This window comes from Variovorax sp. RKNM96 (assembly GCF_017161115.1).
Classification (GTDB): domain Bacteria; phylum Pseudomonadota; class Gammaproteobacteria; order Burkholderiales; family Burkholderiaceae_C; genus Variovorax.
Window position 1 is genome coordinate 4,617,428 of the sequence record NZ_CP046508.1, and the last position, 22,354, is coordinate 4,639,781.

At 64.7% G+C, this 22,354-nt stretch carries 22 protein-coding genes; 11 read left to right on the plus strand and 11 right to left on the minus strand.

The window, feature by feature from the left end:
* The 7 genes from pheT to GNX71_RS21380 all read right to left on the minus strand — a co-directional run bounded on the left by pheT (nucleotide 1) and on the right by GNX71_RS21380 (nucleotide 7,578).
* Nucleotides 1-2,442 carry a phenylalanine--tRNA ligase subunit beta gene (pheT, locus tag GNX71_RS21350; protein WP_206174253.1) on the minus strand — a complete coding sequence of 814 codons (2,442 nt, stop codon included), beginning with the start codon at nucleotides 2,440-2,442 and terminating at the stop codon, nucleotides 1-3.
* 38 nt (nucleotides 2,443-2,480) lie between these two features.
* A complete protein-coding gene (gene pheS / locus GNX71_RS21355) occupies nucleotides 2,481-3,557 on the minus strand; it encodes a phenylalanine--tRNA ligase subunit alpha (protein WP_206174255.1) in 1,077 nt (358 codons plus the stop codon).
* A gap of 113 nt (nucleotides 3,558-3,670) precedes the next feature.
* Nucleotides 3,671-4,030, minus strand: a complete 360-nt coding sequence (gene rplT, locus GNX71_RS21360) for a 50S ribosomal protein L20 (protein ID WP_007832499.1) — start codon at nucleotides 4,028-4,030, stop codon at nucleotides 3,671-3,673.
* Nucleotides 4,031-4,054: 24 nt separating this feature from the next.
* Nucleotides 4,055-4,258, minus strand: coding sequence for a 50S ribosomal protein L35 (gene rpmI, locus GNX71_RS21365; RefSeq protein ID WP_007832497.1), 204 nt, complete (start codon nucleotides 4,256-4,258; stop codon nucleotides 4,055-4,057).
* Nucleotides 4,259-4,412: 154 nt separating this feature from the next.
* Complete coding sequence (infC, locus tag GNX71_RS21370; RefSeq protein WP_206179607.1) at nucleotides 4,413-5,036, minus strand: translation initiation factor IF-3; 624 nt, start codon at nucleotides 5,034-5,036, stop codon at nucleotides 4,413-4,415.
* Nucleotides 5,037-5,137: 101 nt separating this feature from the next.
* Nucleotides 5,138-7,045, minus strand: a complete 1,908-nt coding sequence (gene thrS / locus GNX71_RS21375) for a threonine--tRNA ligase (RefSeq protein ID WP_206174257.1) — start codon at nucleotides 7,043-7,045, stop codon at nucleotides 5,138-5,140.
* A gap of 221 nt (nucleotides 7,046-7,266) precedes the next feature.
* Nucleotides 7,267-7,578, minus strand: coding sequence for an antibiotic biosynthesis monooxygenase (locus GNX71_RS21380; RefSeq protein ID WP_206174258.1), 312 nt, complete (start codon nucleotides 7,576-7,578; stop codon nucleotides 7,267-7,269).
* 118 nt (nucleotides 7,579-7,696) lie between these two features.
* Between GNX71_RS21380 and GNX71_RS21385 the strand changes: the two genes are divergently transcribed.
* On the plus strand, nucleotides 7,697-8,659 hold the full coding sequence (locus GNX71_RS21385; RefSeq protein WP_206174260.1) for a helix-turn-helix domain-containing protein: 963 nt from the start codon (nucleotides 7,697-7,699) through the stop codon (nucleotides 8,657-8,659).
* A 78-nt stretch (nucleotides 8,660-8,737) separates the two neighbouring features.
* Here GNX71_RS21385 and aceA read toward each other — a convergent pair whose 3' ends face one another.
* Nucleotides 8,738-10,057: an isocitrate lyase gene (gene aceA / locus GNX71_RS21390; protein ID WP_042582082.1), complete on the minus strand. Its 1,320-nt coding sequence runs from the start codon at nucleotides 10,055-10,057 to the stop codon at nucleotides 8,738-8,740.
* A 207-nt stretch (nucleotides 10,058-10,264) separates the two neighbouring features.
* Entirely contained in the window at nucleotides 10,265-10,678 is a 414-nt protein-coding gene (locus tag GNX71_RS21395; RefSeq protein WP_206174262.1) for a gamma-glutamylcyclotransferase family protein, read from the minus strand.
* Nucleotides 10,679-10,777: 99 nt separating this feature from the next.
* Here GNX71_RS21395 and GNX71_RS21400 point away from each other — a divergent pair, with 99 nt between their 5' ends.
* Entirely contained in the window at nucleotides 10,778-11,641 is an 864-nt protein-coding gene (locus GNX71_RS21400; protein ID WP_241027012.1) for a DMT family transporter, read from the plus strand.
* Nucleotides 11,642-11,796: 155 nt separating this feature from the next.
* The gene (locus GNX71_RS21405) at nucleotides 11,797-12,240 is read left to right on the plus strand and encodes an SWIB/MDM2 domain-containing protein (protein ID WP_042582079.1); all 444 of its coding nucleotides are present in this window, start codon (nucleotides 11,797-11,799) and stop codon (nucleotides 12,238-12,240) included.
* A gap of 39 nt (nucleotides 12,241-12,279) precedes the next feature.
* Here the strand turns inward: GNX71_RS21405 and GNX71_RS21410 are convergent, their stop codons facing one another.
* Nucleotides 12,280-13,059, minus strand: coding sequence for a helix-turn-helix transcriptional regulator (locus tag GNX71_RS21410; RefSeq protein WP_206174265.1), 780 nt, complete (start codon nucleotides 13,057-13,059; stop codon nucleotides 12,280-12,282).
* 103 nt (nucleotides 13,060-13,162) lie between these two features.
* On the opposite strand from GNX71_RS21410, the gene GNX71_RS21415 reads away from it, so the two are divergent.
* Nucleotides 13,163-13,453 (plus strand): hypothetical protein, encoded by a 291-nt coding sequence (locus GNX71_RS21415; RefSeq protein ID WP_206174267.1) that lies wholly within the window; start codon nucleotides 13,163-13,165, stop codon nucleotides 13,451-13,453.
* Here the strand turns inward: GNX71_RS21415 and GNX71_RS21420 are convergent.
* Complete coding sequence (locus GNX71_RS21420; RefSeq protein WP_206174269.1) at nucleotides 13,422-15,143, minus strand: thiamine pyrophosphate-binding protein; 1,722 nt, start codon at nucleotides 15,141-15,143, stop codon at nucleotides 13,422-13,424. The two genes, GNX71_RS21415 and GNX71_RS21420, sit on opposite strands and share 32 nt — an antisense overlap.
* A gap of 93 nt (nucleotides 15,144-15,236) precedes the next feature.
* On the opposite strand from GNX71_RS21420, the gene GNX71_RS21425 reads away from it, so the two are divergent.
* From GNX71_RS21425 to GNX71_RS21455, 7 genes are all read left to right on the plus strand, one after another.
* Nucleotides 15,237-15,893, plus strand: coding sequence for a TetR/AcrR family transcriptional regulator (locus tag GNX71_RS21425; RefSeq protein WP_206174270.1), 657 nt, complete (start codon nucleotides 15,237-15,239; stop codon nucleotides 15,891-15,893).
* 149 nt (nucleotides 15,894-16,042) lie between these two features.
* Nucleotides 16,043-17,026, plus strand: coding sequence for a tripartite tricarboxylate transporter substrate binding protein (locus GNX71_RS21430; RefSeq protein WP_206174272.1), 984 nt, complete (start codon nucleotides 16,043-16,045; stop codon nucleotides 17,024-17,026).
* 30 nt (nucleotides 17,027-17,056) lie between these two features.
* Nucleotides 17,057-17,830, plus strand: a complete 774-nt coding sequence (locus GNX71_RS21435) for an ABC transporter permease (RefSeq protein ID WP_206174274.1) — start codon at nucleotides 17,057-17,059, stop codon at nucleotides 17,828-17,830.
* A 49-nt stretch (nucleotides 17,831-17,879) separates the two neighbouring features.
* Entirely contained in the window at nucleotides 17,880-18,890 is a 1,011-nt protein-coding gene (locus tag GNX71_RS21440) for an ABC transporter substrate-binding protein (protein WP_206174275.1), read from the plus strand.
* Between the two features lie 43 nt (nucleotides 18,891-18,933).
* Nucleotides 18,934-19,713: an ABC transporter ATP-binding protein gene (locus GNX71_RS21445; protein WP_206174277.1), complete on the plus strand. Its 780-nt coding sequence runs from the start codon at nucleotides 18,934-18,936 to the stop codon at nucleotides 19,711-19,713.
* A 9-nt stretch (nucleotides 19,714-19,722) separates the two neighbouring features.
* Nucleotides 19,723-21,153, plus strand: a complete 1,431-nt coding sequence (locus GNX71_RS21450; protein ID WP_206174279.1) for an enolase C-terminal domain-like protein — start codon at nucleotides 19,723-19,725, stop codon at nucleotides 21,151-21,153.
* A gap of 32 nt (nucleotides 21,154-21,185) precedes the next feature.
* Nucleotides 21,186-22,349: a Gfo/Idh/MocA family oxidoreductase gene (locus GNX71_RS21455; RefSeq protein ID WP_206174280.1), complete on the plus strand. Its 1,164-nt coding sequence runs from the start codon at nucleotides 21,186-21,188 to the stop codon at nucleotides 22,347-22,349.
* Nucleotides 22,350-22,354: the final 5 nt, after the last annotated feature.

The following is a 22,354-nucleotide window of genomic DNA, read 5'->3' on the forward strand; positions in this document are numbered from 1 at the left end:
TCATCCTCTCAAGCGGCCACCGACCTTGGCGCCCAGTTGTTCGACGATTGCACGGACTGCGGGTTCGACCTGCTCGTCCGTCAGGGTGGCGCTGTCGCTCTGGAAGCTCAGGCGCACCGCCATGCTCTTCTCGCCCTGCGCCAGCGCGCCGGGTGCCGCGACCGCTCCATCGCGCAGCGGCTGCGGGCGGTAGATGTCGAACAGCGTCGCATCGCGCAGCAGGCCCTGTGCGGCCGCGGTGGTGCGAATCGCCTGCATCAACGCCTCGTGCGTGACGGCCTCGGCGACCACGACCGCGATATCGCGTTCGACCGCCTGGTGCTTGGGCACCGGCTGCGCCACGGGCACAGGACGCGCAGTGATCGCATCGAGGTCGAGCTCGAACAGCACAGGCGCCTGCGCGAAGTCCCACTTCTGACGCCAGCGCGGATGCAGTTCGCCGACGAAGCCGATGGCCTTGCCGTCGACCGAGATACGGGCCGAACGGCCGGGGTGCAATGCGGGATGCTCGGCCGGCTCGAAGCTCGGCACCAGCGGTGCGAGCAGCGCCTCGACGTCGCCCTTGACGTCGTAGAAGTCGATGCGCTGCGGCTTGCCGTCCCAGCGTGCTTCATCGGCATCGCCCCAGGCGAGACCTGCAACGCGCATCGGCTGGTTCACACCACGCACGGTGCTGTCGGTGGTGGCGACACTGTCGTCGCGCATGAACACGCGGCCCAGCTCGAACACGCGCACGCGCGGCGCCTTGCGGTCGAGATTGAACTTGAGCACCTGCAGCAGCGAGCCGAGCAGCGAGGAGCGCATCACGCTCATCTGGCTCGCGATGGGGTTCAGCAGCTTGATGGGGTTGGCATTGCCGGCGAGGTCCTGCTCCCAGTGCGCTTCGACAAAGCTGAAGTTGATGGTTTCCTGGTAGCCAAGGGCCGCGATGCTGCGACGCACGGCGAAGCGGCTGCGCTGTGCTTCAGGCCGCACGCGGGCGGTGATGGGCGCGAGCGGTGCGGTGGTCGGCAGGTTGTTGAAGCCAATCAGGCGCGCGACTTCTTCGATCAGGTCTTCTTCGATCAGCAGGTCGAAGCGGTGCGGCGGCGGGGTCACGGTCAGCGTGCCTTCGCCTTCGGTGATGGCGAAGCCGAGGCGATTCAGCGCATCGGCGCATTGCGCCTGCGTCAGCGACATGCCGATCACGCGCGCGGCACGCGCCACGCGCAGCGTGACGGGCACGGCGGCGGGCACCTGCAGCGTCTGGTCGTCCATCTTGCCGGCTTCGCCACCGCAGATCTCGATGATCAGTTGCGTGATGCGCTCGATGATCTCGACGCTGCGGCTCGGATCCACACCGCGCTCGTAGCGGTGACCCGCATCGGTCGAGAAGTTGAAGCGACGCGAGCGGCCCTGCACGGCCTCGGGCCACCAGAACGCGGCCTCGACGTAGATGTTGCGGGTGTCGTCTGACACCGAGGTCGCATCGCCGCCCATGATGCCGGCCAGCGATTCGACTTCGCGATCGTCGGCGATCACGCCGACCTTGTCGTCGACGGTGATCGTGGTGCCGTTCAGCAGCTTGAGCTGCTCGCCCGCCTTGCCCCAGCGCACCGTGAGGCCGCCGTGGATCTTGTCGAGGTCGAAGATGTGGCTGGGCTGGCCGTACTCGAACATCACGTAGTTCGAGATGTCGACCAACGGCGTCACGCTGCGCTGGCCGCAACGCGCGAGGCGCTCGACCATCCAGGCGGGCGTGGCGACGGTGGTGTTCACACCGCGCACGATGCGGCCGGAGAAGCGGCCGCAGAGTTCGGGCGCGTCGATCTTGACCGGCAACACGTCGTTGAACGAGGTGGCCACGGGCGCGATGGCAGGCGTCTTGAGCGGCGTACCGGTGAGCGCCGCGAGTTCGCGCGCGACACCGTAGACGCTCAGACCGTGCGCGAGGTTGGGCGTGAGCTTGAGGGTCAGCAGGGCGTCGTCGAGCTTGAGCACATCGCGCACGTCGGCACCGATGGGCGCATCGGCATCGAGCTCGAGCAGGCCGCCGTGGTCTTCGCTCAGCTTCAGTTCGCGCGCCGAGCACAGCATGCCCTGGCTCTCGACGCCGCGCAGCTTGCCCAGCTTGATGAGGAAAGGCTTGCCGTCTTCACCCGGCGGCAGTTCGGCGCCGACGAGCGCGCAAGGCACCTTGATGCCGACGCGCGCATTGGGCGCGCCGCACACGATGTTGAGCAAGGCGCCCTGCCCCGCATCGACCTGGCACACGCGCAGGCGATCGGCATTCGGGTGTTGCACCGCTTCCTTGATTTCGCCGACCACGATGCGCGTGAACGGCGGCGCCACCGGTCGGCGCTCTTCGACCTCGAAGCCGCCCATGGTGAGCGTTTCGGCCAGTGTGGCGCTGTCGAGGGGCGGGTTGCAGAACTCGCGCAGCCAGGATTCCGGGAATTGCATCTCTTCGATCTCGATCTGGTTTTTCTGGGGATGGGTGCTTACTGGAACTGCGAGAGAAAACGCAGGTCGCCGTCGAAGAAGAGGCGCAGGTCGTTCACGCCGTAGCGCAGCATCGTGAGCCGGTCGGGGCCCATGCCGAAGGCGAAGCCGATGTAGCGCTCGGGGTCCAGCCCCATGTTGCGCACGACGTTCGGATGCACCTGGCCCGAACCCGACACCTCGAGCCAGCGGCCGGCCAGCGGGCCGCTCGCGAACTGGATGTCGATCTCGGCGCTCGGCTCGGTGAACGGGAAGAAGCTCGGGCGGAAACGCAGCACGAGGTCGTCGCGCTCGAAGAATGTGCGGCAGAAGTCGGTGAAGACGACCTTCAGGTCCTTGAAGCTCACGTTCTCGCCGAGCCAGAGGCCTTCGCACTGGTGGAACATGGGCGAGTGGGTGGCATCGCTGTCGACGCGGTAGGTGCGGCCGGGGGCGATCACGCGGATCTCGGGGGCCTTGATGGTGCCCGTCTTGTCGGCGGCAGCGGCCGCGAACTCGGCGGCGTACTTCTTGATGTGCTGATGCGCATAGCGCACCTGCATCGGGCTGGTGTGCGGACGCAGGTTGTAGGGGATGCCGTCGTCGCCGTTGAGGTCGACGTAGAAGGTGTCCTGCATCGAGCGTGCAGGATGGTTCGGCGGGTTGTTGAGCGAGGTGAAGCTGTGCCAGTCGCTCTCGATCTCGGGGCCGTCGGCCACATCGAAGCCCATGCTCGAGAAGATCTCCTCGATGCGCTCCAGGGTGCGGCTCACGGGGTGCAATCCACCGGGAATGCGGCGACGGCCTGGCAGGCTCACGTCGAGCGCTTCGGCGCGCAGTTGCAGGGAGAGTTCTTCGTCGGCCAGTTGCTGGCGGCGATCGGTCAGCGCGGACTCGATGGCCTGCTTGGCCACGTTGATCGCGGCGCCGCGGGACTTCTTCTCTTCGACACTCAGCGCGGCCATGCCCTTCATCAACTCGGTGATGCGGCCCGACTTGCCGAGGAACTGGGCCTTGGCGTTTTCGAGCTCGGCGGGCGTTTTCGCTTCGGCGAAGGCGGCGCGTGCGGTGGCTGCAAGGGAGTCCAACTCGTTCATGGCAACAAAAATCTTCGAGGGGAAATAAAAAAGAGCTGGAGCCTTTTCAAGCGCCAGCCCTTGAGCCGTGGGCGCAGGAAGCTGCCCGAAGGCAGCACCCCTGCTGTGCAGAATCAAGCAGCCAGCTTGGCCTTGACCTGCTCCACGATGCCGGCAAAAGCGGCCTTGTCGTGCACGGCGATGTCCGCAAGCATCTTGCGGTCGATCTCGATACCGGCCTTGCGGATGCCGTTGGCGAACTGGCTGTAGGTCAGGCCCAGTTCACGCGAGGCGGCGTTGATACGCGCGATCCACAGCTGACGGAACACGCGCTTCTTGGTACGGCGGTCACGGTAGGCGTATTGGCCTGCCTTCATCACCGCCTGTTTGGCGACGCGGAAGACATTGCCGCGGCGACCGCGGAAACCCTTGGCGAGTGCGAGAACTTTCTTGTGGCGGGCGCGAGCCGTTACACCACGTTTGACGCGAGGCATGTGTGTACTCCTTGTTCGTCTGAGTTAAATGCCACGGCCGGGCAGCATGGCGGCGACAGAAACCATGTTGGTCTCATGCACTGCGACTGCACCGCGGAGGTGACGCTTGTTCTTGGTGGTCTTCTTCGTCAAGATGTGACGCTTGAAGGCTTGACCGCGCTTGACGGTGCCACCGGGACGAACGCGGAAACGTTTTTTCGCGCTGCTCTTGGTCTTCATTTTGGGCATGTGAATGCTCCTTTAGTTTGTGCTCGTGAGGCGCCGCGGATACTCCACGGACTTGTTGGCCCCGAGACACTTCTTTATCTCGCCCCTGCCTGCGCTTCTTTCAAAGCGCCGGCAACGGCGAAATCCCTTCAAAACCTCGTCTGCTGCAAACGCCTCAGGCGGTTGCCGCGGGCGCCGTTGCCGGCGCAGCGTCTGCTGCCGGCTTCGATGCACCGCCACCGGCCTTCTTGCGGCCCGGCGCGATCATCATGATCATCTGCCGGCCTTCCAGCTTCGGAAACTGCTCAACCATGATGAGGTCGCCCAGTTCGTCGCGGATACGCTGCAGCAATGCCAGACCGAGCTCCTGGTGCGTGATCTCGCGACCGCGGAAGCGCAGCGTGATCTTGCATTTGTCGCCGTCTTCAAGAAAGCGCTTGATATTGCGCATCTTGATGTTGTAGTCACCATCGTCGGTACCGGGCCGGAACTTGATTTCCTTGACCTCGATGACCTTCTGCTTTGACTTCGCCTCGGCCGCCTTCTTCTGCTCGTGGTACTTGAACTTGCCGTACTCGATCAGGCGACATACCGGTGGGTTGGCCGCCGCGACGACCTCCACCAGATCCACGTCGGCCTCGCCAGCAAGGCGCAGGGCCTCCGAGAGACTCATAACACCCATTGGCTCGTTTTCCGGGCCTACAAGGCGGACTTCCGGGGCCATGATTTCCCGGTTCAGGCGGTGTTGGCGTTCCTCGCGGTGGCGGCGGTCGCGAAATGCAGTAGCGATGGTCAGAATCCTTCAAAATTTGCTACAAAATCTGTAGCGAACGCCGGGCAGTCCTCGCGGACAAGCGGCACGATTTGGCTGGGAAACATATGGGGTGTTTCGGAGACAAATCAACGCTTGTCGGCAACATCCTGGACGAGCCGTTGCACGAACGATTCGAGGGACATTGCTCCGAGGTCTTGATTGCCCCGGGCGCGCACTGCGACGGCACCTGCTTCCTTTTCCTTGTCGCCCACGACGAGGATGTAAGGGAGCTTTTGCAACGAATGCTTCCGTATTTTATACGTAATCTTCTCGTTGTGCAGGTCAAGCTGAACCCTAAGCCCTTGATTTTGCAGCGTTTTCGCAACTTGCGCAGCGTAATCGGCCTGTCCTTCGCTGATATTGAGCACCGCTACCTGCACCGGAGCGAGCCATGCAGGCATTGCGCCGGAGTGGTGTTCGATCAGCATGCCGATGAACCGCTCCAGGCTGCCCACGATGGCGCGATGCAGCATCACGGGGTGGGCGCGGCCGCTCGATTCCGTGACGTATTCGCCGCCCAGACGCTCGGCCGTGTTGAAGTCGACCTGCATCGTGCCGCACTGCCACTGGCGGCCGATGGCGTCGCGCAGCGTGTATTCGATCTTCGGGCCGTAGAAGGCGCCATCGCCCGGCGAGATGATGAAGTCGACACCCGAGCGGCGCAGCGATTCCATCACCGCATGCTCGGCCTTGTCCCACAGCTCATCGGAGCCGACGCGGTTCTCGGGCCGCGTGGCGACCTTGTAGAGGATGTCCGTGAAGCCGAAGTCGGCGTAGACCTTCTGCAGTTGCTCCGTGTAGGCGATGCATTCGTCGAGGATCTGGTCTTCCGTACAGAAGATGTGTCCGTCGTCCTGCGTGAAGCCGCGCACGCGCATGATCCCGTGCAGCGCGCCGCTGGGTTCGTTGCGGTGGCACTGGCCGAATTCACCGTAGCGCAGCGGCAGGTCGCGATAGCTGCGCAGGTCGCTCTTGAAGATCAGCACGTGGCCCGGGCAGTTCATCGGCTTCAACGCGTATTCGCGCTTCTCCGATTCCGTCGTGAACATGTTGTCGCGGTAGTTCTGCCAGTGGCCCGTTTTCTCCCACAGGCTCTTGTCGAGGATCTGCGGGCCCTTCACCTCCCAGTAGCCCGTGTCGCGGTAGATGCCGCGCATGTACTGCTCCACCGCCTGCCACACCGCCCAGCCCTTGGGGTGCCAGAACACCACGCCCGGCGCCACTTCGTCGATGTGGAACAGGTCGAGCTCCTTGCCGAGCTTGCGATGGTCGCGCTTCTCGGCTTCCTCGATGCGCTGGATGTACTGGTCGAGCTGCTTCTTGTCGGCCCAGGCCGTGCCGTAGATGCGCTGCAACTGCTCGTTCTTGGCGTCGCCGCGCCAGTAGGCGCCGGCCAGCTTCGTGAGCTTGAAGACCTTGAGGAAACGCGTGTTCGGCACGTGCGGGCCGCGGCACATGTCGACGTATTCCTGGTGGTAGTAGAGGCCCATGGCCTGCTCGTCGGGCATGTCTTCGACCAGGCGCAGCTTGTAGTCTTCGCCGCGCGACTTGAAGACCTCGATCACTTCGGCGCGCGGCGTCATCTTCTTGACGACGTCGTAGTCCTGGGCAATGAGCTCGCGCATGCGCGCTTCGATCGCCGCCATGTCCTCGGGCGTGAAAGGGCGCTCGTAGGAAATGTCGTAGTAAAAACCTTCGTCGATCACCGGACCGATCACCATCTTCGCCGTCGGATAGAGCTGCTTCACTGCATGTCCGACCAGGTGGGCCGTCGAGTGACGAATGATCTCGAGGCCCTCGTCGTCCTTGGGCGTGATGATCTGGAGCTTGGCGTCGTGGTCGATGAGGTCGCTGGCATCGACGAGCCGGCCGTCGACCTTGCCGGCCACCGTCATTTTGGCAAGACCGGGGCCGATGGACTGGGCCACTTCGGCCACCGAAACCGGGCCTGGGAACTCGCGGCGCGAGTTGTCGGGGAGCGTGATCTGGATCATGTGAAACCTCGGGAGAAAAACAAAAAAGCGCGGTGGATGCCGCGCTTTGCTTGGTTCGGAGCTGGAAAAAACCAGCGAGCGCGGGCTACCGGCTCTTTCCTTCGATCGCCTCGAAGAAGAAAAAGCCGCTGAATCCTTGCGGAGTAGTTCGCGGTGTCATAACCAAGGTGCCTTTCTCGCTCTTGTTGAGTGCAGAGACGGCGATTCTAGCTTCTGCCTGCTCAGGCCGTGGCTGCGGTGTTCTTGAGTCCCAGCACCTCGATGGGTTCGATCGACGGCGGGCTGGCGAACAGCTCGGGGGCCTTCGCCATCAGGGCCTGCGCAATCGGGCCCGTGAGGTGGGCTTGGCGCCCTGCCTCGTCTTCGAAAGCGTCAAAGATGCCGAAGGTGGTCGGTGACAGTCGCAGCGCAAACCAGATCGGCGTGGTCTTCTCATCGCGCGCCATGGCGAGGCCGGCTTCGAGGAATTCCTGAACTTCGGATTCCTTGCCAGGCTTGGCTTCGAGGCGGACGAACAGTGCGAACTTGATCATGGGTCATCTCCTGGAGTGAAAAACGGCGCGCGATATTGCGAGGCGTCGGCACCAACTTTAGGCAGCATTCCCCCACGGAGCTATTGGCATCTTTGACATCTTTGATATCGTTATGGCCATGAAGCTCGACGTGCTCGCCCTCGATGGCGTCTTCGACACCGGCCTGGCCACGGTGCTGGACGTTTTCACCACCGCCAACGAGCTGGCGGCCATGCTGCGACTCGACGTCTCGCAGTTCGAAGTCACGGTCGTGGGGGCTCGCAAAAGAGTGCGAACGTCGCAAGGCCTCACGGTGCCCGTGGCCCGCACCATCCACGGGGGCTCCGCGGATTGGCTGATCGTCCCCGCGCTCGGCTGCAAGATGCCCGAAACGCTGGAGCCTGCATTGACGCGTGCCGACGTACGCGATGCCTGCGCCGCACTGCGCGAGCGCGCCGCTGCAGGCGTCGATCTCGCAGCCGCCTGCATCGGCACCTTCGTGCTCGCGGAGTCCGGCCTGCTGGACCATCACAAGGCCACGACGACCTGGTGGCTGGCCACGCTGTTCCGCCAGCGCTATCCAGCGGTACAGCTCGACGACTCGCGCATGCTGGTCAGCTCCGGCAATCGGGTCACCGCGGGTGCAGCGCTGAGCCATGTCGACATGGCGCTCTGGCTCGTGCGCCAGGCGAGCCCCGAGCTCGCCACGCTGGTCGCGCGCTACCTCATCGTGGACTCACGCCCCTCGCAATCGGCCTACGTGATCTCCGACCATCTCTCGCATTCCGATCCGCTGGTCGAACGCTTCGAGCGCTGGGCGCGCGGCAAGCTGGCCGACGGCTTCTCGCTCGACGAGGCCGCGCTCGCCGCCGGCACCAGCAAGCGCACGCTGGCCCGGCGCATGCAGCAGGTGCTCGGCAAGAGCCCGCTGTCGTATGTGCAGGACCTGCGCGTGGAGCGCGCGGTCCACCTGCTCAAGACCAGCGACAAGAGCCTCGAGCAGATCGCCGGCATGGTGGGCTACGCCGACGGCGTCACGCTGCGCACGTTGCTTCGCCAGCGGCTGGGCCGCGGCGTGCGTGAAGTGCGCCTCGAAACCTGATCGCTCCAAGCTCGCCCACAAAAAAGCCCGGCGCATGGCCGGGCTTGAAAGTGACAGCGAAAGATCTGTATCAGCAGATCAGTGGAACTGCTCTTCTTCGGTCGAGCCGGTCAGCGCGGTGACGCTGGACTTGCCGCCCTGGATCACGGTGGTCACTTCGTCGAAGTAACCCGTGCCCACTTCCTGCTGGTGCGACACGAAGGTGTAGCCGCGGTCGCGCGCCGCGAATTCGGGCTCCTGCACCTTTTCGACATAGGCCGACATGCCGCGCGCCACATAGTCCTGCGCCAGGTCGAACATGTTGAACCACATCGAGTGGATGCCGGCCAGCGTGATGAACTGGTACTTGTAGCCCATGGCGCCCAGTTCCTTCTGGAACTTGGCGATGGTCGCGTCGTCGAGGTTCTTCTTCCAGTTGAACGACGGCGAGCAGTTGTAGGCGAGCATCTTGCCCGGGTGCACCTTGTGCACCGCTTCGGCGAACTTGCGGGCGAACTCGAGGTCGGGCGTGCCGGTTTCGCACCACACGAGGTCGGCGTAGTAGGCGTAGGCAACAGCGCGGCTGATGGCCTGGTCCATGCCCTTCTTGGTCTTGTAGAAGCCTTCGGCGGTGCGCTCACCGGTCAGGAAGGGCTTGTCGTTCTCGTCGTAGTCGCTGGTGATGAGGTCGGCCGCTTCCGCATCGGTGCGGGCGATCACGAGCGTCGGGGTGCCGCAGACGTCGGCCGCCATGCGGGCCGCGATGAGCTTCTGCACCGCTTCGGTCGTGGGCACGAGCACCTTGCCGCCCATGTGGCCGCACTTCTTGACCGAGGCGAGCTGGTCTTCGAAGTGCACGCCGCCGGCGCCGGCCTTGATCATGGCCTTCATCAGTTCGAAGCCGTTCAGCACGCCGCCGAAACCGGCTTCGGCGTCGGCCACGATGGGAGCGAAGTAGTCGGTGTAGCCCTTGTCGCCGGGGTTCACGTTCTTGGACCACTGAATTTCGTCAGCGCGGCGGAAGGTGTTGTTGATGCGCTCGACCACTTGGGGCACCGAATCCACCGGGTACAGCGACTGGTCGGGGTACATCGAGGCGTAGCTGTTGTTGTCGGCGGCGACTTGCCAGCCCGACAGGTAGATGGCCTTCACGCCGGCCTTGACCTGCTGCATCGCCTGGCCGCCGGTGAGCGCGCCGAGGCAGTTGACGTAGGGCTCGTTGTTCACCAGGTCCCAGAGCTTCTCGGCGCCGCGGCGGGCCAGCGTGTGCTCGATGGGGAAGGAGCCGCGAAGGCGCACGACGTCGGCAGCGCTGTAGCCGCGCTTGATGCCCTTCCAGCGCGGATTGGTAGCCCAGTCTTTTTCGAGGGCTGCAATCTGTTGTTCGCGGCTCAGTTGTTCGGTGAGGGTCTGGGGCATGGTCACTCCGTGAGGTTGATTGAGGGTTGGGCGCTGCGGCCTTGGAATCAACTGTAATCGGATCGCAGACTCTTATGTCTTATAGAAGACATATTTTTCACTCAACAAAATCAATGACTTACAGAGATATTTCTCAATGCAAAACTATTTTTCCCATATTGAGAAAAAATATTGCGCCGCAGCAGCCATGCATTCCACGATGCGCAATCAATCTCTCGGTGGTGAAAACGGCGACGATTTCCTTGCCGCATATGCGATCCAATCGCCGTCGCCGATCACCGGGTGGCCTGCAATCCGCGAAGGATGGATCTCGTAGACCAGGCACTCAAGCGACTGCGCACCGATCGCCACGCGAACCTCGCGCTTGATGTACTCGCCCGAATCGTCCTCGGCCACTTCTTCCAGCAGATCGAGCGCCGCCTCGACCTCGGGCTCGACGCGATAGATCTCGCCCTTCACGCGCCCCACTCCGCCAAGCACGATGCCTGGATAGGCGCCAAGGTCATACAGCGTCCCGGCAATGCCTGCCTCTCCGACAAAGACGGGCGTCGGCCGGTAGCGCGCGATGTCGTTGCGCCCGTGACGGCGCAGCGTGCCGTAGACAAAAACGTGGGGCATCATCGAATCCGCTTTCTTCCGCAACAACAAAACTTCAGTCTATTGAACTCCGCTGCCCCCGCTTCCGGTCGCCTCGTGGCCTATGGCTGCCTGGCCCTGAGCATGTCACTCGTCGGCGCCTACGTCGCCCTCTCCAAGCCCCTTGTCGCTGCGTTTCCGGTGCTGCTGCTCGCATGGCTGCGCTTCGGCATCGCTGCACTGGCCATGCCTCACTGGCTCAAGCGAAGCGCGGACGAACCGCCGATGACGGCGCGCACACGCTGGCTCGTATTCCTCGAATCGTTCCTCGGCAACTTCCTGTTCTCGATCTGCATGCTGTACGGCGTGAGCATGACGAGCGCGGTGTCGGCGGGCGTGATCATGGCGTCGATCCCCGCAGTGGTCGCGGTGGCGAGCTGGCTGTTCCTGCGCGAACGCATCACGGTGCGCATCGGCCTGGCCATCGCATGCGCGGCACTCGGCATCGGCCTGCTGGCCCTCAGCCCGGCGCATGCGCCGGCATCGCCCAACGCGGCGAAGTCGTCGATGCCGTGGCTCGGCAACCTGCTGGTGTTCTGCGCTGTGCTCTGCGAGACGGCCTATGCGGTGATCGGCAAGTCGCTCACGGGACGCCTGGGGCCCAAGCGCATCGCGTCGCTCATCAACCTCTGGGGCTTCGTGCTCTCGACACCCTTCGGCATCTGGTTCGCGCTGTCGTTCGACTTCGGTGCGGTGCACGGCGGCATCTGGGCGCTGCTGGTGGCCTACGCACTCGCTGCGAGCATCTGGACGGTGTGGCTCTGGATGACCGGACTGCGCCATGTTCCCGCTGCACAAGCGGGCGTTTTCGCCGTGCTGCTGCCCGTCAGCGCTGCCCTCGTGGGCGTGTTCGTGCTCGGAGAAAACCTCTCCTCGCCGCAGCTGATTGCATTCGCGCTTGCGCTCGCAGGCGTGGTGCTTGCGACCTGGCCTGGGCGCCGAACATGAAAAACAGGGCTTCTCCCCTCTGAAAAAACAACAACTCCCAATGAAAAAACCGTTTTTTCCCTTGGAAACGCGTTTTTTCTCCTTTAGCATCCGCATTGCCACTGGAGACGCAAGTTTTTCATTGGTGAATGTTCAACCAAAAAAGGAAATCAACCATGGCAACTGCAAAGAAGGCTCCGGCCAAGAAAGCTCCGGCAAAGAAGGCCGCTCCCGCAAAGAAGGCTGCGGCTCCTGCAAAGAAGGCTGCACCGGCGAAGAAGGCCGCTCCCGCAAAGAAGGCTGCTCCTGCAAAGAAGGCCGCACCGGCGAAGAAGGCTGCTCCTGCAAAGAAGGCAGCTCCCGCCAAGAAGCGCACTCCCAACGCTGCGTTCATGAAGGCCCTGACCCCCAGCCCGGCACTCGCCGCTGTGGTCGGTTCGACGCCTCTGCCGCGCACCGCTGTCGTGAGCAAGCTGTGGGACTACATCAAGAAGAACAATCTTCAAGACAAGGCCAACAAGCGCAACATCAATGCCGACGCCAAGCTGAAGGAAATCTTCGGCAAGGCCCAAGTGTCGATGTTCGAACTGGCCGCGCTGATTGGCAAGCACGTCAAGTAAGCGCCCAGGGGCCTCGCGCTCCTGAATCGAAAAGCCGGCTCACGCCGGCTTTTTTTTCGCCTGTGGCAAGGCCATTCTCTCCTCGAAGAAACGCGCCGGCGTGCAGCCGAAGTTCTTGCGGAAGGTCTCGATGAACGCGCTCACCGAGCTGTAGCCGACAGTCAGCGCCACGGTCGTCACCGCCTCGCCAAGGCTCAACAGTTCGACGGCCTTCAGCAAGCGCGATTGCTGCCGCCATTGCGCAAAGCTCAACCCGGTCTCGGCGGTGAAGCGGCGCGTGAGCGTCCTGCGCGCCATGCCGATGCGATCGGCCCACTGGTCGATGGTGTCGGGCATCGCGGGATCGTTCGCCAACGCGGCGGCCATCGCCGCAAGGCGCTTGTCCTGCGGCATCGGCAGATGGAGCGATGGCTTGGCGCTCGCAGCGAGCTCGTCGAGCAGCACACCGACAAGCCGCGCGCGACGTGCCTCGAAGTCAACCGACGACGCTTCAAGCGATGTCAGCCGGTCGACCACCGCCTGCATCAACGGCGTCGTCGCAAACACATGCGGCCCGTCGGGCAGACCAGCCGCCATCGCCGGCTCGATGTGCAGGCTCCAGCCCGCTGTAGCGCCAAAACTCTGCGCCGCATGCGCGCAGCGCGGCGCAATCCAGCCGATCCATCCCGGCGGCTGCACCCAACGCCCCGACGGCGTCTCGATGACCTGCAGCCCCTCGCGCAAGGCGAACAACTGCCCGGTCTCGTGCGCGTGGTAGCCCGTGACGCGCGGCGCCTCGTAGGCGTTGATCCAGAGCCTGACCGGCGCTTCAGCCGCCATGCCTGGCCCGCCAGAGATATCGATTGGCCCCGCGCCGCAAGCCGCGAAGCGCCCTGCTGCCTAGCATCGAGTCCATCTTCACAACGCCTTCAAAGGAACACACATGCAAGCCCAGGACGTATTGCCCGACGGACAGGATTTCGTCGTCAGGAACGGAGTCCAGTTGCGGAAGGGCTCGGTCGCTGCCTTCCTCGCCAACGCGCAGCTGCTGCAGGACCCGAACGCCAGCGCAGATGCGAAGCAGGCCGCCGAGCGCGACCTGATCGAACTGCTGCCCGCCCTCGAAGCGCTCGGCCTGTTCGACGTGTTCGAGTTGCGCTCGCCCACGTTGCGCGACGAGGTGGCCCGTCATCGCGCGGCGCTCAGTTCCGCGCCTGCTTCGCCGAGCGCGTGATCGACGCCAGCGTCCCGCGCGTGGTGATCACCTCGGGGTCCAGCGGGATCTCGATCAGCGTGCCGGTCTCGGCCGCCAGCGCGCGCAGCAGCGCGGCCTCGAACTGCCCCGTCTCCGTCACGCGCTCGGCCGCATAGCCGTAGGCGCGGGCGAGACCGCAGAAGTCCGGGTTGCGCAGCGCGGTGCCGCTGGTGCGTTCCGGGTACTCGCGCTCCTGGTGCATGCGGATCGTGCCGAACATGCCGTTGTTGAGCAGCACGACGATGCTCTTGCCGCCGTGCTGCGCAGCCGTCGCCAGTTCTTGCCCCGTCATCAGGAAATCGCCATCCCCCGCGATCGTGAAAGCCACACGCCCCGTCGCCAGGTTTGCCGCGATGCCGGCCGGCACGCCATAGCCCATCGCACCGCTGGTCGGCGCCAGCTGCGTCTTGTGCCCCTTGGCGAGCCCGTGATAGCGGAAGTAGCGATGCACCCAGCTCGCGAAGTTGCCGGCGCCGTTGGTGATGGCCGCATCCGGCGGCAGGTGCTTCTGCAGCAACGCGACGACCGCGGCCATGTCGACCGGGCCGCGCGGCGTTTCGGCCGGCATGCCGGCCAGCGCTTGCGGCACGAGGTTGGCTTCGTAGTCCGCATGCGCCTGCGCGGTCCATTCCTCCCACGGCAGCGTGGGCGGTGCGCTCAGCACCTCAAGGCTGCGCGCCGCGGCGCTCATGCCGGCATTGATCGCCAGGTCGGCCTGGTAGACGCGGTTGAGTTCCTCGGCGCTCGCGTGGATGTGCACCAGCACCTGCTTCGCCTTCGGCGCTTCGAGCAGCGTGTAGCCGCCCGTCGTCATCTCGCCCAGGCGCGGGCCGATGGCGAGGATCAGGTCCGCATCCTTCACGCGCTGCGCGAGCTTGGGGTTGATCGCGATGCCGACATCGCCCGCATACAGCGGATGGTGGTTGTCGAAAGTGTCCTGATAGCGGAAGGCGTTGGTCACCGGCAGGCGCCAGTTCTCGGCGAAGCGCTGCAGCGCCTGCGCGGCCTGCGTCGTCCAGCCGCCGCCGCCGGCAATCACCAGCGGCTGCCGCGACTTCAGCAGCAACTCGCGCAAGGTGCGCAGCGCGCCCGGATCGCTCCACGGCTGCACCGCCTCCACACGCGGCAACGGCCGCGCTGAAGTCTCCGTGCGCAGCATGTCCTCGGGCAGCACCAGCACCACCGGCCCCGGCCGCCCGTTCATCGCTGTGGCAAAAGCGCGCGCCACGTATTCGGGAATGCGGTCCGCGTCGTCGATGCGCTCCACGCGCTTGGCGAATCCCTTCGTGCTCGGCCCGAAGAAGCTGCCGTAGTCCACCTCCTGGAAGGCCTCGCGGTCGCGGAAGTCGCTGCCGATGTCGCCCACGAACAGCACCATCGGCGTCGAGTCCTGGAACGCGTTGTGCACGCCGATCGAAGCGTTGGTCGCGCCCGGCCCGCGGGTGACGAAGCACACGCCCGGCCGGCCGGTCAGCTTGCCGTGCGCCTCGGCCATGAAGGCCGCGCCGCCCTCCTGGCGGTTCACGATGAAGCGCGCGCGGTCGCCGTAAGCATGAAAGCCGTCGAGCACCGCGAGGAAGCTTTCCCCCGGCACGCCGAATGCGATCTCCATGCCTTGCGCGACTAGGCACTCGACGATCAGGTGGCCTGCGGGTTGTGATGTACTCATGAGAAGTCGAACCTCAGCTGCAATGTCTCCGGCAATTATGTGCGTCTGCTCTTCATGTCTTGCGTTAATTCCCCAAATGGTTAAATTCGCGCCATGAAGGCACCGAAGGATTCCCCGACCGAGACGCTCGAGCCGCGCTCGCGCGATGCCGACCGCTCGCAGCTCGCCATCCTCGCCGCGGCGCGCGAGGAGTTCTCGCAACTGGGCCTGGCCGGCGCGCGCATGGACAGCATCGCGACGCGCGCGGGCCTGAACAAGCGCCTCATCTACTACTACTTCGGCAGCAAGGACGACCTCTTCCTCGCGGTGCTCGAGCGCACCTACGCCGACATCCGCGAAGCCGAGCAGCGGCTGCACCTGGACGAGATCGAGCCGGTCGAGGCGATCCGCCAGCTCGTCTCGTTCACCTGGCACTACTACCTCGAACACCCCGAGTTCATCACGCTGCTCAACAGCGAAAACCTGCACCGCGCGGCGCACCTGAAGCGCTCCGAGCGCATCCAGGAAATGAACTCGCCGCTGGTGCAGCTGCTCGACACGGTGCTCGAGCGCGGCCGCCGCGAGAACCTGTTCCACGCGGGCGTGGACCCCGTGCAGCTCTACATCTCGATCGCGTCGCTCTGCTACTTCTATCTCTCGAACAACCACACGCTCTCGGCCATCTTCGGCCGTGACCTGCGTGCGCCCAAGGCGATGGCGCAACGCCTTTCGCACATGACCGACCTGGTCCTGGGCTACGTCCTGCGCTGACCGCGCGGGCACTTCAAGACTTCCTCCGGGTATTCACTAGGCGGCGTCGGTTGACGCTGCGGCGCAGCCGTTTCTACAATCGTTAATTCACTTATTGGTGAATTGAACCGATTCAAGACAGCGGCCCGACCGCGCGGAGACAGACAACCATGAAGCACCTTGCACGCACCACCGCATTCGCTGCGCTCACCGCCCTGGCTGCGTTGATGCCGGGCCTGGCGTCCGCACAGAACGGCTACCCCTCCAAGCCGATCCGCGTGATCGTTCCCTTCGCGGCCGGCAGCACCACGGACATCATTGCCCGCGCCATCGCCGACAAAATGGGGGCGAGCATGGGCCAGACACTGGTGATCGACAACCGCGGCGGCGCGAGCGGCACCATCGGCCAGCAGGCGGTGGCCACGGCCGCGCCGGACGGCTACACGGTCATGATCCATTCGTCCTCGCACACGGTGAGCCCCTCGACCTTTGCCAAGCTGCCATTCGACACGGTGGGCGATTTCGCCGGTGTCACGCCGATCTCCTCGCTGCCCAACGCGCTGGTCATCTCGCCCACGAAGAACATCAAGACGCTGCCGCAGCTCCTGGCCGCGGCGCGCGCCAAGCCCGGCAGCATGAATTTCGCCTCGGCCGGCCAGGGCAGCGCCACGCACCTGAACGCCGAGAAGTTCAAGATGGCCGCGAAGATCGACGCGACCAACATCCCCTTCAAGGGATCGGGCGAAGCGGTGACCGAGGTGCTCTCGGGCCGCGTCGACTACTACTTCTCGCCCATCGCCCCGGTCATCGGCCAGATCAAGGAAGGCCAGTTGCTCGCGCTCGCGGTCGGTTCGCCCAAGCGCGCGGCCGCCCTGCCCGACGTGCCCACCACCACCGAGGCCGGCGTGCCCGGTTCCGAATTCAATTTCTGGATCGGGATGATGGCGCCCGCCAAGACGCCGCGCGACATCGTCAATCGCCTGCACGACGAAGTGGCGAAGGCCCTCGCCTCGCCCGAGGTGAAGGAGCGCTTCGCCAAGCTCGGCGCCGATGCCTGGACGCTCAAGCCCGAGCAGTTCGACGCCTACATCAAGGAAGAGATCGCAAGCAACGCGCAACTCGTGAAGGCCGCGGGCCTGCAGGTCCAGCAATAAGCCAACCTCCACAAGACAGCCGTCGTCGTCATGCTCCGCAAGCTCCTGCTCTCCCCGGCTCTGCGCCCGTTCCTGCTGATCCTGTTGCTGCTGGTGCTGTGGGACCTGACGATCCGGCTCTTCAGGATCCCGGCCTACCTGATCCCGCCGCCGTGGGAAGTGGTGAAGCAACTCGTCGCCGAATGGCCGCGCCTGCTCAGCGAGAGCTGGAAGACCACGCTGGCCACGCTCGGCGGCTTTGGCCTCACGATCATCATCGGCATTCCGATCGCGATGGTCATCGCCTACTCGCGGCTGGTCGAGTCGTACGTGTACCCGCTGCTGGTGTTCTCGCAGAGCATTCCGAAAGTCGCGATCGCGCCGCTCTTCGTGGTGTGGTTCGGTTTCGGCATCCTGCCCAAGGTGATCAGCGCCTTTCTTCTCGGCTTCTTTCCAGTGGTGGTCTCCACGGTGATGGGCTTCAAGTCGGTCGAGCCCGACATGCTCGACCTGGCGCGCTCGATGGGTGCGAGCCGCCTGCAGACCTTCTTCAAGATCAGCCTGCCGCAGGCCCTGCCCGCGATCTTCAGCGGCCTGAAGGTGTCGGTCACGCTGGCCGTCGTCGGCGCGGTGGTCGGCGAATTCGTCGGCTCCAACTCGGGCATCGGCTACGTGCTGCAGGTGGCCAACGGCAACTTCGACCTGCCGCTGATGTTCGCTGCGCTCGTCGTGCTGTCGAGCATCGGCGTGGTCCTTTTCGTCGCGGTCGACCTGGTCGAGCGTCTGATGATTCCGTGGCACGCCTCCCAGCGCCACGTGCAATGAGTTCCTTCGTCATACCCAGAAAACCAGAAAACTCCCGGAGACAACCGCCATGAAGAAACTGCTTCCCTCGATGCTCGCCGTCGCCATCACGGCCCTCGCGACCTTCGCCATCGCACCCGCCCATGCCCAGGCCGAGAAGCCCAAGGACAAGGTCACGCTGATGCTCAACTGGTACCTCTACAGCGAGCACGCGACCTTCTTCCTCGGCAAGGAAAAGGGCTTCTACGCCGAAGAGGGCATCGACCTGGACATCCAGGAGGGCCGCGGCTCCGCCGTCACCGCGCAGGCGGTCGCCGCCAAGTCGGCGACCTTCGGCTATATCGACGTCACCACCATGATCAAGGCGGCCGCCAAGGGTGCGCCGCTCAAGTCCACCGGCGTGCTGTTCCAGGTGAGCCCGATGTCGGTCATGGGCTTCACCGAGAAGAACATCAAGACGCCCAAGGACATCATCGGCAAGACCGTGGCCGTGACGCCCGGCGATTCGATGTCGCAGATGTGGCCGCTCTTCCTGAAGGTCAACAACATCAAGCCCGACCAGGTGAAGATCGTCTCGGGCGACGGACAGACCAAGCTCAATGCGGTGACCAACGGCCAGGCCGACCTCCTGCTGGGCTACGTGATGGATCAGGCCATCAAGCTGCAGGACGCCACCGGCAAGCCCGTGACGCCGATCCGCTTTGCCGACTCGGGCGTGAACCAGATCAGCTCCGGGATCATCACCAACAAGAACCTGCTGACCGAGAACCCCGACCTGGTGAAGCGCTTCATGCGCGCCTCCACCAAGGCCGCCGAAGCCGCCGAGAAGAGCCCCGAGGCCGCCGTGGACGCGATGCTCAAGGCCAACCCGAAGGCCGGCGTGCGCGACACGCTGATCGTGGGCATGAAGCAGAGCGTGGCGCTCTATCACACGAAGGAAACGGCGAACCAGCGCCCGTTCCGCGTGGCGATGAAGAACGTGAACGACTCGCTCGACCTGCTGGTGCAGTACGGCGGCATGGATGCCTCCACGCGCGGCAAGCCGGAGGACTACGTCACCCTCGATTTCCTGCCGAACTGATCTTTCGTCCGCGCGCTCGCTGTTGCCACCTCTCACGCACCTCATGTCCCAAGTCAACCTGATCGAAGCGCGCGGCGTCTCGAAGACCTACCAAAGCAAGGACGGCCCGGTCGAATCGCTCAAGCCGCTGGACTTCGCCATCCAGGAAGGCGAGTTCGTCTCCGTCGTAGGCCCGTCGGGCTGCGGCAAGAGCACGCTGCTCAAGATGGTCGCGGGCCTGCTGCCCATCAGCGGCGGCGAGCTCACGCTGGCCGGCAAGCCGATCAAGGGTCCGCAGAAGGACGTGGGCATCGTGTTCCAGAGCGCGGTGCTGCTGCCCTGGCGCAGCGTGGAAGACAACATCCTGCTGCAGGCCGAGATGCGCCACCTGCCCAAGGCCGCCTCGCAGGCCCGGGCGCGCGAACTCATGGAGATGGCCGGCCTCAAGGGCTTCGAGGGCAAGTACCCGTGGCAGCTCTCGGGCGGCATGCAGCAACGCGCCTCGATCTGCCGCGCGCTGCTGCACGACCCGTCGGTGCTGCTGATGGACGAGCCCTTCGGCGCACTCGACGCGATGACGCGCGAGAAGATGAACCTGGAGCTGCAGCGCATCTGGATGGCCTCGAAGAAGACGGTGATGCTGATCACCCACAGCATCCCCGAAGCGATCTTTCTCTCGGACCGCGTGATCGTGATGAGCGAGCGACCCGGCTCGATCGCCGCCGTCTACGACATCGACCTGCCGCGCCCGCGCACGCTCGACATGATGGCTTCGCCCGAATTCGGCGCGTACACGAAGCTGGTGCGCGCGCATTTCTTCTCGCAGGGCATCCTGGACCACTGAACGCCTGCCATGGACGCGCCCCGCTTTCACATCGAAGAGATCCGCTTTTCCGAGCGCGACGTGGCGCTGCGGTTGCCGTTCCGCTTCGGTGCCGCCACCGTCACCGCCTGCCCTCAGGTGTACGTTCGTGCCCGCATCCGCTTCGAGAACGGCGGCACGGCCGAGGGCTGCGCGGCCGAGATGATGGTGCCCAAGTGGTTCGACAAGAACCCGGCCCTCAACAACGAGCAGAACTTCGAGCAGCTGCGCTTTGCGCTGCGCGATGCGCGTGATGCGTATGTGGCCGAAGACGATGCGCAGACCGCGTGGACGCACTTCGCCTCGAACTACGCCGCACTTCAAGCCCGTGCAAAAGCCAAGGGCCTGCAGGCACTGGTGGCCAGCTACGGACCCGCGCTGATCGACCGTGCCGTGATGGATGCGCTGTGCCTGCACATGGGAACGAGCTTCGCAACGGTCATGAGCGCCAACCTCTGCGGCATCGACATCGCGGGCAGTGGACTGGCCGACGACCTCACGGGCTTCGACATGCCCACTTTCCTGGCCAGCCAATCGCCGCGCGCAAGCATCGCGGCACGCCACACCGTCGGCCTGGCCGATGCCATCGACGACAGCGACGCGCTGCCCGATGCACCGACCGACGGCCTGCCCACCACGCTCGCCGCGGCGGTGAAACGCTACAGCCTCACCCACTTCAAGCTCAAGCTCTGCGGCCACACCGCGCAGGACATCGACCGGCTCCAGCGCATCGCCCGCGTGATCGACGGCTACGCCCAGCTCGTGACGCTCGACGGCAACGAGCAGTACGCCGACGCCGATGACTTCACGGTCTTTCTCGACCGCATGCTCTCCACGCCCGTGCTGTGGAAGCTCGCGCAGAAGACCGTCTTCGTCGAACAGCCGATCCGCCGAGACGCCGCGCTGGAGCGCAGCGTCTCGGCGCTGGGCAAGCGCATCCCGCTGCTGATCGACGAATCGGACGCCACGCTCGACGCCTTCGTGCAGGCCCGCGCGCTCGGCTACACGGGCGTGTCGAGCAAGAGCTGCAAGGGCTTCTACAAGTCGGTCGTCAACGCGGCACGCTGCGCGCACTGGAACGCGTCGGAGAAAGCAAATCGCTATTTCCTCTCCGGCGAAGACCTCACCATGCAGGCCGGCATCGGCGTGCAGCAGGACCTCGCGCTCGTCGGCTGGCTCGGCCTCTCGCACGTCGAGCGCAACGGACACCACTACGTCAACGGCCTCGCGGCCGTGCCCGAGGCCGAGCAGCAAGCGCTGCTGAAACTGCACCCCGGCCTCTACGAACCCAGCGACGGCGCCGTGCGCCTCGCCATCCGCGGCGGACAGCTCCCCCTGTCGTCGCTTGCCACCGCGCCCGGCTTTGCCACCGGCATTCCCGGCGCCGGCATCTCGTGGGACGCCATGCGTTCCGTCTACTGAAGCACCCCTCTCGCATCCCAAGGAAGAAAACGATGGCCACCCAACGTCTCGGAATCATCATGCACGGCGTCACCGGCCGCATGGGCATGAACCAGCACCTGATCCGCTCGATCTGCGCGATCCGCGCGCAAGGCGGCGTCACGCTGTCGAACGGCGACAAGGTGATGCCCGACCCCATCCTCATCGGCCGCAACGCCGAGAAGATGGAAGCGCTCGCCAAGGCCCACAACATCGCACGCTGGGGCACCGACCTCGACAAGGCGCTGGAGAACAAGGACGACACGATCTTCTTCGACGCCGGCACCACGCAGATGCGCCCCACGCTGCTGGCCAAGGCGATTCGCGCCGGCAAGCACGTGTACTGCGAGAAGCCGATCGCGACCAACCTGAACGAAGCCGTCGAGATCGCGCGCCTGGCCGAAGGCTCGGGCCTCAAGCACGGTGCGGTTCAGGACAAGCTGTTCCTGCCGGGCCTGCGCAAGCTCGACATGCTGCGCCGCGCCGGCTTCTTCGGCCGCATGCTCAGCGTGCGCCTGGAGTTCGGCTACTGGGTGTTCGAGGGCGACCTGCAACCCATCCAGCGCCCGAGCTGGAACTACCGCAAGGAAGACGGCGGCGGGATGATCCTGGACATGATGTGCCACTGGCGCTATGTGCTGGACAACCTGTTCGGCGAGGTGAAGTCGGTGTCGTGCATCGGCGCCACGCACATCCCCAAGCGCTGGGACGAAGCCGGCAAACCCTACGAAGCCACCGCCGACGACGCGGCCTACGCCACCTGCGAGCTCACTGGCCACAACGGCGAACCGGTGATCGCGCAGATCAACATGAGCTGGGTCACGCGCGTGCGCCGCGATGACCTCGTGACCTTCCATGTCGACGGCACCGACGGCTCGGCCGTGGCGGGCCTCTCGAGCTGCCGTGCCCAGTCACGCGTCGCCACGCCGCGCCCGGTGTGGAACCCCGACGAGAAGCAGATGATGAATTTCTTCGACCAGTGGCAGGAGATTCCGGACTCGCAGGTCTACGACAACGGCTTCAAGATCCAGTGGGAGCACTTCATTCGCCACGTGGTCGAGAACGAGCCCTACAAGTGGACGCTGCCCGAAGGCGCCAAGGGCGTGCAGCTGGTCGAGGCCGCGCTCGAATCGTGGAAGGACCGCCGCTGGGTCGACGTGCCCGCGCTGAAGGTCTGAAGAAG

Bases quoted from the DNA above. Each gene is read 5' to 3' on its own strand.
- aceA (WP_042582082.1), bottom strand. From the start codon at position 10,057: ATGCCCCAGACCCTCACCGAACAACTGAGCCGCGAACAACAGATTGCA.
- GNX71_RS21415 (WP_206174267.1), top strand. From the start codon at position 13,163: ATGCAAGCCCAGGACGTATTGCCCGACGGACAGGATTTCGTCGTCAGG.
- GNX71_RS21450 (WP_206174279.1), top strand. From the start codon at position 19,723: ATGGACGCGCCCCGCTTTCACATCGAAGAGATCCGCTTTTCCGAGCGC.
- GNX71_RS21420 (WP_206174269.1), bottom strand. From the start codon at position 15,143: ATGAGTACATCACAACCCGCAGGCCACCTGATCGTCGAGTGCCTAGTC.
- GNX71_RS21440 (WP_206174275.1), top strand. From the start codon at position 17,880: ATGAAGAAACTGCTTCCCTCGATGCTCGCCGTCGCCATCACGGCCCTC.
- GNX71_RS21425 (WP_206174270.1), top strand. From the start codon at position 15,237: ATGAAGGCACCGAAGGATTCCCCGACCGAGACGCTCGAGCCGCGCTCG.
- GNX71_RS21430 (WP_206174272.1), top strand. From the start codon at position 16,043: ATGAAGCACCTTGCACGCACCACCGCATTCGCTGCGCTCACCGCCCTG.
- rplT (WP_007832499.1), bottom strand. From the start codon at position 4,030: ATGCCTCGCGTCAAACGTGGTGTAACGGCTCGCGCCCGCCACAAGAAA.
- GNX71_RS21380 (WP_206174258.1), bottom strand. From the start codon at position 7,578: ATGATCAAGTTCGCACTGTTCGTCCGCCTCGAAGCCAAGCCTGGCAAG.
- GNX71_RS21435 (WP_206174274.1), top strand. From the start codon at position 17,057: ATGCTCCGCAAGCTCCTGCTCTCCCCGGCTCTGCGCCCGTTCCTGCTG.
- GNX71_RS21405 (WP_042582079.1), top strand. From the start codon at position 11,797: ATGGCAACTGCAAAGAAGGCTCCGGCCAAGAAAGCTCCGGCAAAGAAG.
- GNX71_RS21445 (WP_206174277.1), top strand. From the start codon at position 18,934: ATGTCCCAAGTCAACCTGATCGAAGCGCGCGGCGTCTCGAAGACCTAC.
- GNX71_RS21395 (WP_206174262.1), bottom strand. From the start codon at position 10,678: ATGATGCCCCACGTTTTTGTCTACGGCACGCTGCGCCGTCACGGGCGC.
- GNX71_RS21455 (WP_206174280.1), top strand. From the start codon at position 21,186: ATGGCCACCCAACGTCTCGGAATCATCATGCACGGCGTCACCGGCCGC.
- GNX71_RS21410 (WP_206174265.1), bottom strand. From the start codon at position 13,059: ATGGCGGCTGAAGCGCCGGTCAGGCTCTGGATCAACGCCTACGAGGCG.
- pheT (WP_206174253.1), bottom strand. From the start codon at position 2,442: ATGCAATTCCCGGAATCCTGGCTGCGCGAGTTCTGCAACCCGCCCCTC.
- GNX71_RS21385 (WP_206174260.1), top strand. From the start codon at position 7,697: ATGAAGCTCGACGTGCTCGCCCTCGATGGCGTCTTCGACACCGGCCTG.
- pheS (WP_206174255.1), bottom strand. From the start codon at position 3,557: ATGAACGAGTTGGACTCCCTTGCAGCCACCGCACGCGCCGCCTTCGCC.
- rpmI (WP_007832497.1), bottom strand. From the start codon at position 4,258: ATGCCCAAAATGAAGACCAAGAGCAGCGCGAAAAAACGTTTCCGCGTT.
- thrS (WP_206174257.1), bottom strand. From the start codon at position 7,045: ATGATCCAGATCACGCTCCCCGACAACTCGCGCCGCGAGTTCCCAGGC.
- GNX71_RS21400 (WP_241027012.1), top strand. From the start codon at position 10,778: ATGTCACTCGTCGGCGCCTACGTCGCCCTCTCCAAGCCCCTTGTCGCT.